This is a genomic window from Nostoc sp. WHI (assembly GCF_015714725.1).
Taxonomy (GTDB): domain Bacteria; phylum Cyanobacteriota; class Cyanobacteriia; order Cyanobacteriales; family Nostocaceae; genus Nostoc.
In genome coordinates, this window is record NZ_WBKM01000179.1 from 73,496 (window position 1) to 87,015 (window position 13,520).

General features: G+C 39.6%; 11 protein-coding genes and 1 pseudogene. 4 read left to right on the forward strand and 8 right to left on the reverse strand.

Going from position 1 to position 13,520, the window contains the following annotated elements:
• Nucleotides 1-61: 61 nt before the first annotated feature.
• The 5 genes from ldpA to lepB all read right to left on the reverse strand — a co-directional run bounded on the left by ldpA (nt 62) and on the right by lepB (nt 6,127).
• Complete coding sequence (gene ldpA / locus F8S12_RS18435) at nt 62-1,213, reverse strand: circadian clock protein LdpA (RefSeq protein ID WP_196517578.1); 1,152 nt, start codon at nt 1,211-1,213, stop codon at nt 62-64.
• Between the two features lie 511 nt (nt 1,214-1,724).
• Nucleotides 1,725-2,843, reverse strand: a complete 1,119-nt coding sequence (locus F8S12_RS18440; RefSeq protein WP_196517579.1) for a tetratricopeptide repeat protein — start codon at nt 2,841-2,843, stop codon at nt 1,725-1,727.
• 39 nt (nt 2,844-2,882) lie between these two features.
• Nucleotides 2,883-3,908 (reverse strand): hypothetical protein, encoded by a 1,026-nt coding sequence (locus F8S12_RS18445; protein ID WP_196517580.1) that lies wholly within the window; start codon nt 3,906-3,908, stop codon nt 2,883-2,885.
• Between the two features lie 555 nt (nt 3,909-4,463).
• Nucleotides 4,464-5,249, reverse strand: coding sequence for an MOSC domain-containing protein (locus F8S12_RS18450; RefSeq protein ID WP_196517592.1), 786 nt, complete (start codon nt 5,247-5,249; stop codon nt 4,464-4,466).
• A 221-nt stretch (nt 5,250-5,470) separates the two neighbouring features.
• The gene (gene lepB, locus F8S12_RS18455) at nt 5,471-6,127 is read right to left on the reverse strand and encodes a signal peptidase I (RefSeq protein WP_196517581.1); all 657 of its coding nucleotides are present in this window, start codon (nt 6,125-6,127) and stop codon (nt 5,471-5,473) included.
• 243 nt (nt 6,128-6,370) lie between these two features.
• On the opposite strand from lepB, the gene F8S12_RS18460 reads away from it, so the two are divergent.
• Nucleotides 6,371-7,690: a dihydroorotase gene (locus F8S12_RS18460; RefSeq protein ID WP_196517582.1), complete on the forward strand. Its 1,320-nt coding sequence runs from the start codon at nt 6,371-6,373 to the stop codon at nt 7,688-7,690.
• A gap of 1,071 nt (nt 7,691-8,761) precedes the next feature.
• On the opposite strand, the gene tsaE is transcribed toward F8S12_RS18460, so the two are convergent.
• On the reverse strand, nt 8,762-9,205 hold the full coding sequence (tsaE, locus tag F8S12_RS18465; protein ID WP_196517583.1) for a tRNA (adenosine(37)-N6)-threonylcarbamoyltransferase complex ATPase subunit type 1 TsaE: 444 nt from the start codon (nt 9,203-9,205) through the stop codon (nt 8,762-8,764).
• A 51-nt stretch (nt 9,206-9,256) separates the two neighbouring features.
• The gene (locus F8S12_RS18470) at nt 9,257-10,627 is read right to left on the reverse strand and encodes a gluconeogenesis factor YvcK family protein (protein ID WP_196517584.1); all 1,371 of its coding nucleotides are present in this window, start codon (nt 10,625-10,627) and stop codon (nt 9,257-9,259) included.
• 174 nt (nt 10,628-10,801) lie between these two features.
• Between F8S12_RS18470 and ruvC the strand changes: the two genes are divergently transcribed.
• Nucleotides 10,802-11,293 carry a crossover junction endodeoxyribonuclease RuvC gene (gene ruvC, locus F8S12_RS18475; RefSeq protein WP_196517585.1) on the forward strand — a complete coding sequence of 164 codons (492 nt, stop codon included), beginning with the start codon at nt 10,802-10,804 and terminating at the stop codon, nt 11,291-11,293.
• Between the two features lie 179 nt (nt 11,294-11,472).
• Here the strand turns inward: ruvC and F8S12_RS18480 are convergent, their stop codons facing one another.
• Complete coding sequence (locus F8S12_RS18480; protein ID WP_196517586.1) at nt 11,473-12,681, reverse strand: NupC/NupG family nucleoside CNT transporter; 1,209 nt, start codon at nt 12,679-12,681, stop codon at nt 11,473-11,475.
• Nucleotides 12,682-12,972: 291 nt separating this feature from the next.
• On the opposite strand from F8S12_RS18480, the gene F8S12_RS18485 reads away from it, so the two are divergent.
• The gene (locus F8S12_RS18485) at nt 12,973-13,155 is read left to right on the forward strand and encodes a hypothetical protein (RefSeq protein WP_196517587.1); all 183 of its coding nucleotides are present in this window, start codon (nt 12,973-12,975) and stop codon (nt 13,153-13,155) included.
• Nucleotides 13,156-13,237: 82 nt separating this feature from the next.
• Nucleotides 13,238-13,426 (forward strand): annotated as a pseudogene (locus F8S12_RS42380) (IS4/Tn5 family transposase DNA-binding protein).
• The last annotated feature ends 94 nt before the right edge of the window (nt 13,427-13,520 follow it).

A 13,520-nucleotide genomic window follows, 5' to 3' on the forward strand; every position in this document is an offset into this window, starting at 1 on the left:
ACATTTGCGTGCAGGAGAACCCGCGCTTCGGGTAATTGTCCTGAACGAGTAATTAACGCTTCTACTGTGACTTGATCTGGGAAACGAGAGAATGGGCAAGCTCTACAGCTCGCCAAAGTAATACATCATCTTCTTCTAGGCGAACAGTCGCCTTAACATTAGTGTTACTTACCTCCTTATTCTCTAACTGATCGAGAATCGGTGACAGCAGTACACGGGCATAGCTACCGTAAGCTACCCCGGCAATTTTGGATTTTGGATTTTGGATTTTGGATTTTGGATTGGGGTCTTCTAATCCAAAATCTAAAATCGGCAATCCAAAATCGTTGAGGAGTCCCATTGCCTTTAACTTAGCAACGGTATAACTATTTGTGCCGCCTGCTAACTGCACATATCCCGGTAACTTAGCTGCCAAAACTTTTTGCCCTAATTTGACTGCGGCTATTGTAGTGCCATCGCCAATATCACCACTCATGGGGCGACCATCAGTTTGCCAGATTAAGGCACCCTTGAATGGGGCAATAATCTCATATAGTGCTTTCAGATAGTCAGTAATCCCCTCGCCATCGGTACAGCTAATGGCTACTAGCTTTAGTTGATCAACCCACGGTGAAATTGCTTGCCATAATTGCTTAAATTCTGCCAACCGCCCAACTTTTGTATGGATTTCTACGGCATCTACTCCCGTTGACATTACCAATGGCGCGATCGCTCCCGGCGTTGACATATACGACGCTGTATAAATTATACCAGATGGACAAATTGGTATACAACGTCCGCAGCCATAGCATTTTTGAGATACTACTCCTGAAAAGTCATCTTTTATACCGTTAAACACAATTGCTTGTGCCGGACAAATTTGTTCACAGGGTCTAGGGCAGTCTGTAGGACACTCAGTAGGATTAAATTCCGCTTTCCGAAAATGGGGGTCTTCTCCATCGTTCAGGCTGACCATTAAAAACGGTGAGTTGCCTTTGTAACCAAAGCCTCGCTTTTGGGCATCTCTAGCCAGAGTTTTGGCTACAAGTAGCGCTGCTTGGGCTGCTGCAATCACTGCTGGATCAGCTGCAACATCTATGCAGTCAGCGCCCGCCAAAGTATAGGCTAACGTTAAACTTCTGACTGCCGGCAAATGCTGGAAACTGGCTCCGCAGATCAGCTTAAACCAGTGACCTTGTTTGAGAGATTGTAAAGGGGCGAACAAATCAGTCACATTTCTATTATGCGTTTATGCGACTAAAAATAGTAGCCTGTAATCAAGAAAAAGTCCGGATTTCATCATTCAGGGTTTTGAGCGATCGGACTGGGGGGTTAGGGATTAGGTACTGGGTACTGGGAAAAAGTAGGGGATGAGGGGGACAAGGATGCCTCATATTTTACACCTCTACTGAATAAACCTATAAAAAACAGATAAGTGATTATTGACCTCACGACCTTGGAAAAATGCGGGAAATTTCCAGAATTCGAGTGCCATTGTGCAGTGGTTCTAATTTTGTCTAAAAGTCAATCGCACACTTGTTTTAGGCTATTTCCGCAAAATATAGACCTACTTCTCTTTTTGGCAAAGGTATTGTGATTGTGATCCGGTGCAGATTACAATGGCTGTCCAAATCACCTACATCACAAAAAGACTAATCAATCCGCTACCTTTGCCCACAGTTTTTGTGGTAAAAAGCAAGCTCCTTTACTATTGAAACTAATAAAAATACCCTCAATTCACATCTCTATACTTCCTGCCAACCCTCAATAGTTGCCACCAAAATGTTAATCAGTAGATGGTCAACTGCTTCTTTAAATGCCTCGGTTCCTCCTGCTTTAAGCGCATTAATAACCCGTGCTTTCAGTGTTGGATTATTTTTAATTTCCTCAGATGCTTTAGCTACAACTGTCAGTTTTTCCACCTCACTTATATTGGGGTTAGTTGCTTCCAGTTGCTTCAGGAGTTTCTGAATATCTGCTGCTGCTTCAGCAAGAATTTGCTTTTGTTCTAACTCGTATATATATTGATTAGCTTGCTGACGACCATTATCCTGAATCTTGTTAGCAAAATTAGCAATTTTAGCTTTACTCATGTCATTATTAAATGTTTCCGACACAGATTTGTCCTCTATAGTTAAACTTTGAATAAAAAACTTTTGTCCTTTATAGACATCATTATTTGAGATATCTTGGGTAGTTGATGCTGAAATACGCTTTTTCCGTTTGGGTAAACATAAATTTTTTATAATTAATAAAATATTATTCCATAAACCATGATTATTCTGAAGATAGGATAAAATTATTTGGATTTGTTCAACTTCTTGAAGCATATCTTGGCTGTCAAATAATTCCCTAGCTTTTAGAAAACTTTTTATTGCTTTATTGTGTTTACCTTGTTCATAAAAAATATATCCTTGTCCTGTATAAGCTACTGCACAATTGTAGTCTAAATTAATTGCTTCTTGAAAAAGTATGAGAGCAGCTTCAAATTCACCTTCATTTTTTAAATCATTTCCCAAACTAGCATAGGCTACCGCAACCCCATCATTATCAAGTTCTAATCTCTGCTGGAACTTGTTCAAAAAGTTATGACCTTTAAAACTAATATGGCCATGTACTTGAATGTTTTTATTTAGTAACTGCTTGTAGCTCTGTATCTTTTGATCATAATTTTGACAATGTTTAAGAATTTGAAACTCAATCAGCGTTGCTTGTTCTAAAGATATACCAAGCAGTTTTTGATATTCTGTTAGTTGATGACGAGCATTATCGGTTAGATTACCATCTAAAATTTCATAATATTTATATACTAATTGCTCAACTTGGGTACGATATTCTTCAATTACATTTTCTGCTTTGTTCATAATATATACAATGAATTTTTATCATCAAAGTCAAACTAATTATTCATTAAGGCTTGAATCATCTTTTCTAGAATCATGAATAAGATAGTCTATAACTTTAATGGACACTGCTGTACCCGCTCCGATTAAAATCACTCGCCTAACTTTATATCCTCTACTTGACCACAAATCTCCTTTTTTAATTAGTTCCTTGTTAAGATATTTAGCTAAGTCTCCAGTAATTTCTTTATTAATAAATGAAGAAAAAGATTTATTTACCGCTTTCCTTTCATCCTTTAAGAAAAAAATATCTTGACTTGGTAAACTATCGTTTTCATTGATTAATTTTCTAATTCTTATATCTAAGCTATTTGAAATAAAACTAGCAATTAAGAATTCATGTGCAACTTCATCGGCTGCTAACTTTAAAGAAGCATTCATTAGAGTTTTAGGTACTTCATTGCCAATTCTTTTAGATAGTGTATCGTTAAGTTCTTGATAAATCTTGGTGGATAATTTAGAAAAATAATATTTTTCAAATTCATCATATAGTTTTTTATTTAGTTTTATATCATCTTCAAATTTTATCTTTTGAGGTAAATCTCTATAAATTTTTTCGGTTAAATATTTATACGCAGCTTTAGATTCATCAGGTATTACTTCACTTTGTGTAATTATCTTCTCTGTAAGTTCTTGCTTATATTTGATATAAGATTTACCAGTTACATCCTGAAATTTCTTCTCTCTAGCTACAAACTCTATGAATTCTTCTTGTTCTAAAAATACTGGTTGAGATTGCACTGAAAAATTAATTTTATATTTTTTGACAACCTTTTTTTTTGCAATTGTTTTATTTAGCGACCTATAAGGAGTTAATGTACGAACTTTTGCCCCTGATTCTATTGTTTCCTCAACTCCTTCTTTGGCAGTTTTTTTAATTCCTATTTCGACTGTTTCCTCAATAATTTCTTTTGCACCTTGTTTAGGTATCTCCCTTTTGAATATCCTTTGACAACCGTAGAGTGTGAAATTACTGAATACAGCGATTGCAATGACAATGGATACCAAATTTATTTTTCTTAGCATTTCATTTATTCAAATAGTGCTTATTTTTAATCATTATCGTCCTCTTCTGAAGAAGCTACAATTTATTCTAAGTGTTTTCACGGTTATTAGCTGGATTTACCGATGTGTTAGTTGTTAATAATTTTTAATTGCTGATTTCTTTATTTTCCAGTCTAAAAACCTCTGGACTTGTACAAAAACTTATATTTGATGTGAGTTTGACGAACCTCTCCCTGCCTTGAACTAAAGTTCAAGTCTGTCGTCTCTCTTCGAGTTGAAGACGGACGATTTTGCGTAGTAAAATCTTTTAGTGGTTTTTTAATTGAGCTTATTAGGCGGATACTATAGGACTCCTGTCTGATTTCTGAACAAGATTTCAAATGAAACCCTGATAAAACAGGCTTTTCAGTCTCAGTATGTTTTCAAAAATCAACTCGGAGTCCTATATATGATTCAGTAGAACTCACATTATATTTAACTACAACAATTTTAAAATTCTCACGCAAATACACACTAAAAACAAAAAACCTAAAGTAAATTTACTTTAGGCTTTTTATGTCTAAATAAATGTTAATTTTATTGTGTAAGTATGTCAACCTGATCGCCGATTTGTAAAGTTTTTCCAGCTGACGATGGCTGTAATTGAGTATTAACACTCAATCTGTAAAAGTGATTAAAAGGTGATGAAGCAACCCAATTTGGCAAAGTTGCTTGTCTCTGGGCTGCAAAGATTTTTTGAAAGTTTGGGTAAGCTTCCCCTAAGTAAGAATCGCGTGTTGGGACTATACAACGCTGACATGGATTAACTCCAAAAAAGTGTACATCTCCCACTCGAAAGGAGACTAAATTACCTTGTTCACTAAATAGCTGATCTTCCCAAAATGCTGGTACACCACCAATCTCAATGTTGGCACGCATCCGACGGCGCACTTCATCTACACTTAAACCGGGAAACCAAGAAGCTACTTCTGCCAATGTTGCCGTACTAATTACCGTTGGCCCAAGTGAGTTTGTATCGTCAGGAAAGCCCATCAAAGAGTTTTGCCTAAATGTGACAGCAAACCCAAAAAAATCACTTAAAGTTGCTTCTAACCCTTGCCGTTCTTCATCCAGATGAAAAATTTGTTGTGAGTCGCTGCCTGGCATTTGCAACGAGATAGTTCTATTTAAAAGTGGAAATTGCGATCGCAGTAAATGGATTTTAGCATGACGCTTGCCGTTGACAAATCTACCCTGTTCGTCAAAAATAGCAAATTCGCGGTCATGCTGTAGTGCTCCAGTGGCAAGAACTCTAGCGTTCTCAACTTCAACACCATCTAGTGATTTAACCGGATAGAGTAAAATCTTGCTTAGGTAAGACATCATACTTACTGATGATATTGGGCATACCACACTCTCTTTCGTTTTTTCTGAAAGTTAGCTGATTGCTCAAGCGAAGAATATATCTTAAATCATTCTTCAGCAAGAGCATCAGCCTAATTATCCATCAGACCCCTGATTTTTGTCCTTAAAAAGAGACTTTACCAGCACTCAAGTATAATTTATAGATTTGTAACTGAGAAGGTGGGAATGTTTACCCATCTTTATGGAGTTGTTTGTGGATATAGTGGCGACTTCTTATCAAGGACACCAATATGATTTGGAGGCCAAAAGCGAACTACAGCACGTCCAATAATATTCTCGCGGGGGACAACACCCCAGCAGCGGCCATCGTAACTACTGTTACGGTTATCACCTAACACCAAGTATGAATCAGCTGGTATAGTCTGGAGTTTCGCCAAAAAAGGTGGCTGTGGCCCTGATTGGCAAACATCAATTACTGTGCTCTGCCGAGAGCCAAGATAATTAGTTTCTGGGAGGGGTTTGTTGTCGATATAGACTTTGCCATCCCTAAGTTGGATTTTTTCTCCAGGTAAGCCAATTACACGTTTAATAAAAGCATCCTGGTATTGTTCTTTTTGTAGTTCTTCTGTAGGTGAAAATACTACAATATCTCCTCGTTGCGGATTAGCAAATTTATACTTCAATTTATCGACAATGATTTTATCTGCTTCCCACTGATTTGGCGTACCATGCAGAGTCGGTTCCATCGAACCAGAAGGAATCCAGCGTGCTTCAGCAACAAAGGTGCGAATTCCCAGGGCTAGAACAATGCTTAATACAATTGTTCTTCCTAGTTCTGCAATCCAGGAATTATCGGGTTGTTGACTAGAGTTGTTATCAGGCACTTGATTTTGCATGAAATTACTTAACTGAAAAAAAGATGTAGGTAATTAACTCACCTAGTGAGACTTTATCTGTTAATCTTAACGGGAAAACCTTAATTTCCTAGTCATGTTCTTATCTTGGCGGGGTTCTTCATAAATTAAAATAAACTTTTTTTAACGCGCAACAAAAATTGGTTACTCAGAGAGTGACTCAGTTTAACCTAAAAGCATAGTTTTCTGTAACACGTAGCTTTTTGTCTGAACTTTGTTAGCCCTATGTCATCTCCACAAATTTTACTGATTCGCCACGCTCGCATTATCCTACCTAATGGTGAACTGATGATTGGGGATGTGTTGACGCGCGATCGCCAAATAGTCGAAGTTGCGCCAGAAATCTCCCAGACAACACTAGCCACTGAAGTTGACGCACAAGGGTTAACTTTGTTGCCAGGAGTCATTGATCCACAGGTACATTTCCGGGAACCAGGACTAGAACACAAGGAAGATTTATTTACCGCCAGTTGTGCCTGTGCTAAAGGGGGAGTCACTTCCTTTTTGGAAATGCCCAATACGCGCCCCCTGACAACGACACAGCAGGCTTTAGACGACAAGCTAGAACGAGCTTCACACAAGTCCTTGGTTAATTATGGCTTTTTTATTGGGGCAACAGCAGAGAATCTACCAGATTTGCTTTTGGCAAAGCCAACACCAGGAATTAAGATTTTTATGGGGTCGATGCATGGTCAATTGTTGGTTGATGGCGAAACCGCACTCTCTGCGATATTTGCTAAAGGCGATCGCTTGATTGCCGTCCATGCCGAAGACCAAGCTAGAATCAACGAACGCCGCCAAGAATTTGCTAACATTCATGAGCTAGCCGTTCACTCTCAAATTCAAGATGATCAAGCAGCCTTGCTTGCAACTCAACTGGCATTAAAACTTTCTAAAAAATATCAACGTCGTCTGCATATTCTGCATTTGTCAACAGCGCTGGAAGCAGATTTGCTGCGTCAGGATAAACCCAGTTGGGTAACAGCAGAGGTGACACCACAGCATTTGTTGTTAAATACCAGTGCTTATGAGCAGATTGGCACTTTAGCACAGATGAATCCACCTTTGCGATCGCCCCACGATAACGAAGTTCTCTGGCAAGCTTTGCGCGATGGCGTGATTGATTTCATCGCTACAGATCACGCGCCGCATACCTTAGAAGAAAAAGCTCAAGAATACCCCGATAGTCCTTCGGGAATGCCTGGGGTGGAAACTTCCCTAGCTTTGATGTTAACTGCGGCGATGCAAGGACACTGTACTGTAGCCCAAGTTGTTAATTGGATGTCCAAAGCTGTAGCTGTGGCTTATGGTATTCCCAATAAGGGAGCGATCGCACCTGGCTACGATGCCGATTTAGTGCTTGTAGATTTAAACACATACCGTCCAGTCCGACGCGAGGAACTTTTAACCAAGTGCGGTTGGAGTCCCTTTGAAGGCTGGAACCTCACAGGCTGGGCTGTAACCACCATTGTCGGTGGTGAGATTGTTTATGACAAAGGCCAAGTAAATACGCAAGTGCGGGGACAAGCTTTAACTTTTTTATAGTAAATATTTCTTTAAGTTACGCAAGCCGAATAAAAAACGTTCGTTCGTAGTGAGTTAGCGCGATCTTCTCCCTTCGCGTTGCGTCTCCGTCCACAGAAGGGTCGGGACTCAATAGGGTTCGGTTAAGGTTTTTTGATGAAAATTCTAGGTCGGTAAGACGCGATAAATCGTCGTCTCTACAATAATCAATCTTTCGTCCTGACGGCGATTTATCGCGTCTCTTGCCTTAACCGAAACGTATTGGGTCGGGACTAAAGTCCCGGCTTTAGGGACTGAAGTCCCCACTACAAACTGTTTATTATGGGTGATTTGGCGGACATCATAATTATATATTTTGTGATATTTCGTATTTCTACGACATTTTTATGTAGAAATACGAAAATAGTTATTTAAATTTCTATTGATAATAGAGCTAATTACAGATGTCAATATAATAATTTCTTGCTAGCTAAAGTTTTTTAAATTAATTTCAAAAAGCATACATAAATTAATTTATTTTATGTAGACATTGTGAACCTAACTTGGGAATACTAAGTGTAAGGAAAGCTAAATGACTTATACAGAACTTGATTGTTGTTTAACTTTTCTCTACTAACTTTCGCTGCTAAATAATCCAGATTACTTCTTTGAATGACAGTAAAGAACTAATCTGCTTTAACTGAGCTGATTAACTTCTGTAAAAACTCTCATTTAACCCAATAACAGGTTACATTTGCTTGATTAACCGCCATTCAAATCAGTTTTTTAGCTGAATTATTACAGCAATAACATTAGTAGATGACAATCTTGAATATATAAATACCGTTCAGTTAAGAATCATTGTAGGTTCAATACTATTCGGATAAGATCCCCTCACCTTTTGGCTTTAACTGAATCTTATTTCAATATATCTGCTGTTGAATAATTCTTTCGTTTATTTTTGATTGAGATAACAATGTTACTAACTGACAGTGGTGAGCGTGGTAGTGGCAGATAGAACGAGTGTAGAGTCCTTCCTCGACTATTTGCAGAAATTTTCTAGTGTTGTGATCAAAGAAGTTAAATTCCTTGTATTTTACTTTGAAGATCAGCTTAAATAGGGGCAATGACACAATTGAATGGTATAAGTTCGACTTGACGAGTGCCCCCATGCTCATAAGTCAAATTCAGGCTTAAATAACTATCTGGCTTGTAGGGCAATCGTTCTGCCCATTCAACAGCCACAATTCCTGGTATGACTTCAACACCTTCCCAGTAACTTTCTAAATTCAGGGCTGCAACTTCTTGTGGTTCTAAGCGATATAAATCCAGGTGGTAAAGGGGGAGCCGTCCTTCCGTGTACTCATTAATCAAAGTGAAAGTGGGACTGACAATGGGTTCAGTAATTCCTAAACCTTTGCCAATGCCTTGAACTAGAGTAGTTTTACCAGCGCCTAAATCACCTTTTAGTAAAATTACACTGCTGGGGGTCAGGGATTCACCGAGAGTAATACCTAAGCGTAGGGTCGCCTCTGTATCTGCAAGAAAAATTTTCATAATTTAGTCCTTGGTCATTAGTTATTAGTCTAAACAAATGACAAAGGATGCTTATTTATCATGATGACCTTTACCGTACCACCGCAATAACACTCGTGCTAGTTTCTGGGGATTGTGACGCACAAAACCCGTTTCATCTTCATACAAAACATTAGCTGGAACAATCCGTCGTCCTAGCTGAGTTACGGCTTCTCTATCCAAGAAAACGGGATGGGAATTTTGTTGAGCGTAGCGGATGAGTGATTGCTCCGAGGGAGATTTTTTGTGTATCAGCACAGCATCAAATAGCCGTCTTTGCCCACAAGCAGCATCAATTGCTCTGATGTGATCGGCAACACTATATCCTTCTGTTTCTCCTGGTTGAGTCATTATATTGCAGATATAGATCCGGGGGGCATTTGACTGAGCGATCGCATCGGTTATTTCTGGTACTAATAAATTCGGAATCAGACTCGTATAAAGGCTACCTGGTCCAATAATAATGTAGTCAGCTTCTTTAAGCGCTTTAATTGCTGCTGGCACCGCCGGGGGATTAGCTGGAATGCAGCCAATTTTGACAATTTTTCCGCCAGCTTTGGGAATACTAGACTCTCCATGAATGCGGCGACCATCGGTTAATTCTGCCCAAAGGCGAACATCACTGAGAGTTGATGGTAGTACTTGTCCCCGCACTGCTAAGACTTTAGAACTGGCTGCAACTGCTTGTTCTAAATCTCCAGTAATATCACTCATTGCCGTTAAAAACAAATTGCCAAAACTATGACCTGTCAATCCATCTCCAGCCCGAAAGCGATATTGAAACAATTCTGTTAATAACTTTTCTTCATCTGCTAGTGCTGCCAAACAATTACGAATATCCCCTGGTGGTAGCACTCCAAATTCTTGGCGCAACCGCCCAGAAGAGCCACCATCATCGGCTACGGTGACAATAGCAGTAATATTAGCGCTGTAAGTTTTTAGCCCTCTCAATAACGTAGAAAGTCCCGTACCACCACCAATCACCACTATTTTCGGCCCTCGGTACAATCGACGATGCGCCATTAAGACGTCAATAAGTTCCTCTCCACCGTCTGCTCTTAGTACCTTAGTAATTGAGCCTACGGTGCGAGTTTGCCCCCAAAGCACTAACAGCAAGCCGCCAAGCAGTACCAAAGGGCCACTGATATAGTTGGGTAAGATGTTGGTGATTACTCCCAGGAAACCCCTAACCAACTCAATCATCCAAAAAATTGGGGTCAGCTTAATCCAAATAGCTAACCCTAAACTCGCCAGCAGTACACCGCCAATACTAATCAACAACCAACGTTTTACCGATAGTCCAGGGGATAACCATTTGAACCACTGGTTAACCCGATAGGAAGTACGAGAGCGCGACTGTTTTTGCAAGGCTTTGAGGGCTTGTCTTAGAAAACCATTTGACATACCTAATTCGGAGCAGTGCTACAAACAATAATTAACAGAAAATTTACACCACTTGGTTTAAAACACCAGGCGTGAAACTATTATATTTGTCAATTCCATTAGACTAAGAGCAAGTCGTCAAGATTGCCAGTATTCCTACTTAAACAATACCCTGGCTTGGTAAAAGTGAATTTAATGGAAAAACGAATTTTAGGGTTAGATCCAGGACTAGCAATTTTAGGATTCGGGTTAATTAACTGCACACAAATTCCCAATAAGGTGCAAGAGACTACAGTAAATATGCTGGATTTTGGAGTGATTAAAACGTCAGCAGATGTAGAAATGGGACAGCGCCTATGTACCTTGTTTGATGATTTACACACTCTGATGGAGGAATTTCAGCCAGATTTAGTAGCGATCGAAAAACTATTCTTTTATCGTATGTCAAGTACTATCCTCGTTGCACAGGCGCGGGGTGTACTAATTTTAGTGTTGGGGCAGCGTCGTCTTCCTTATGTAGAGTTTACACCTGCTCAAATTAAACAAGCTTTAACAGGGTATGGCAATGCGGATAAGTCTGAAGTGCAAGACGCGGTGGCACGGGAGTTAGATTTGGATGAGATTCCCAAGCCGGATGATGCTGCGGATGCTTTGGCGGTGGCTTTGACTGCTTGGTTTCAGGTGTAGGTGTCTATGCAAACAATTACAGCTATTTTCAGGTAAATCAAATATCCCGTCTTTGTAAAGACTCGACAAATCTATGATAAAATTTATGTCCCCTATCCGATAAAGACCTCAGCGAACTTCAGCGATCGCTAATTATCTCGACAAGGAAGAATCAGAATATGATCTTCCTCTTGTCTCCTTCAAATCAACATCCCAGCAATACAAGCGGTAATAAATCCCGCTAACGATCCGCCAATCATTGCCCTGACACCCATGCGAGCTAAATCATGCTGGCGATTAGATGCCATCCCAGTAATGCCGCCAATGGTAATGCCAATTGAACCTATATTTGCAAAATTACATAATGCGTAAGTCGCGATAATTACTGCGCGTTGGGAAATTTTACCACTTTCAATTAGCGCCTTTAAATCTAAAAAAGCAATAAACTCATTGAAAATTGTCTTTGTACCCAATAAAGCACCCACTTGCCGACAATCAGCCCAAGGTACACCCATTAGCCACGCTACGGGAGCCATGAAAAAAGACAAAATCCATTGTAATGATAGTTGCTGTAAGCCCACAAATGCCCCCAACCATCCCAGCAGCGCATTTAGAGCAGCTAATAATCCCAAAAAGGCGATAATCATCACCCCAACGTTAACTGCTAGCTTCACGCCGTCAATTGCTCCGGTAGTAGCGGCATCAATTACATTTACATAATTGGTTTCTACATCCGTTTTTGCCTTACCAGCCGTCTCTGATACTTCTGTTTCTGGGTACAGCAATTTTGATACTACCAACGATGTGGGGGCAGTCATAAAGAAAGCAGCAATTAGGTGTTCTGCTGGTATGCCAAAGGAAAGATATGCTCCTAGTACTCCACCCGCAATTGTGGCAAAACCACCCGTCATCACGGCATGAAGTTCCGATTGCGTCATATTCGCTATATAAGGTTTAACCATCAACGCCGACTCTGTTGGTCCCAAAAAGATGTTACCTGCACAGGATAAAGATTCAGAACCCGATGTTTTCATCGTCTTCATCATTACCCACGCGATTACATTTACCACTCGCTGTAAAATGCCGTAGTAATATAAGATGTTGATAAAGGCAGAGAAAAAGATAATTGTGGGCAGCACTTGGAACGCAAAGAAATGATCCTTAAAATTTTCTCCAAAGACAAATTTGGCACCTACATCAGAAAATCCTAAAAATTGGCTGACAATATCTCCCAGAGATTTAAACACATTTAAACCCCAAGGAGTTTTAAGAATCATTAGTGCAAATGCAAATTCTAATCCCAAACCCCACGCCACTATTCGCCAACGCACTGCACGACGATTTACAGAGAAGGCGTAGGATATGCTCAGAAAAACTAAGATTCCCAATGCAGAAATGGCGCGTTCCATATTTGCTCCCAAAAAGGTATTGCTAAGGCACTTGGTCACAAAGCATACACAAAAATACGTCTTTTTTTATGATTTTTTAGTCAATTACTAATACAGCACAGGACTTACGCAACTGTCACAAGCGATCGCCACCAGAAACTAGACCAACGACATAGAAATGGCGGGACGTTTCAGTTGTTGGAGCTTTGCATGTACATATGTTGTAAAATTTTCCTCCAAAATGTTCACACACTTATATTAATGGGAACAATTAGTGTAAGTAATAAAAATTAACCTTGTGCGGAAAAAACTATGGTGCTACTAACTGGTTATCAAATAAATGAGCTAATTTATTCCGACTCTAAAACCCTAGTGCATCGTGCCATTAGAGAATTAGACAAAATGCCAGTAGTAATCAAAGTGTTGCGGCGTGAGTATCCCACATTTTACGAACTCATGCGGTTCCGCAATCTGACTTTTCCCGTTAAGTCTTGAAAAGCTTGCTCACAAAGGATTTAGGGCAAATTAGAAGGTTTGCAGTAAAATAAGCCAAGCGTGGTATCAGAGGCGACAAATCATGTTGGACTGGTGGGAGAAAAATTTTGCGACTTGTGAGTTAGGCGATCGCCGATTGAATGAACGTGCAATGTCAATTGGTTTTGCTTGAAGTCAAGGATTTGGCAAAGGGCTGTCAGAAATCTTCAACGGAGGAACTGTACTCAAAAGGGCTTATGAGTTTTTGCAAACCCCAAAGTGGAATTTTTAAGACTAATCGAACCGCACTGTCAAATGACGGCGGAAACTGTTGCAGAATACGATGTAGTGCTGTGTGTTGGAGACACCACTTTTCTTGATTATGG

Bases quoted from the DNA above. Each gene is read 5' to 3' on its own strand.
- F8S12_RS18440 (WP_196517579.1), bottom strand. From the start codon at position 2,843: ATGAACAAAGCAGAAAATGTAATTGAAGAATATCGTACCCAAGTTGAG.
- F8S12_RS18445 (WP_196517580.1), bottom strand. From the start codon at position 3,908: ATGCTAAGAAAAATAAATTTGGTATCCATTGTCATTGCAATCGCTGTA.
- F8S12_RS18450 (WP_196517592.1), bottom strand. From the start codon at position 5,249: ATGTCTTACCTAAGCAAGATTTTACTCTATCCGGTTAAATCACTAGAT.
- lepB (WP_196517581.1), bottom strand. From the start codon at position 6,127: ATGCAAAATCAAGTGCCTGATAACAACTCTAGTCAACAACCCGATAAT.
- F8S12_RS18460 (WP_196517582.1), top strand. From the start codon at position 6,371: ATGTCATCTCCACAAATTTTACTGATTCGCCACGCTCGCATTATCCTA.
- tsaE (WP_196517583.1), bottom strand. From the start codon at position 9,205: ATGAAAATTTTTCTTGCAGATACAGAGGCGACCCTACGCTTAGGTATT.
- F8S12_RS18470 (WP_196517584.1), bottom strand. From the start codon at position 10,627: ATGTCAAATGGTTTTCTAAGACAAGCCCTCAAAGCCTTGCAAAAACAG.
- ruvC (WP_196517585.1), top strand. From the start codon at position 10,802: ATGGAAAAACGAATTTTAGGGTTAGATCCAGGACTAGCAATTTTAGGA.
- F8S12_RS18480 (WP_196517586.1), bottom strand. From the start codon at position 12,681: ATGGAACGCGCCATTTCTGCATTGGGAATCTTAGTTTTTCTGAGCATA.
- F8S12_RS18485 (WP_196517587.1), top strand. From the start codon at position 12,973: ATGGTGCTACTAACTGGTTATCAAATAAATGAGCTAATTTATTCCGAC.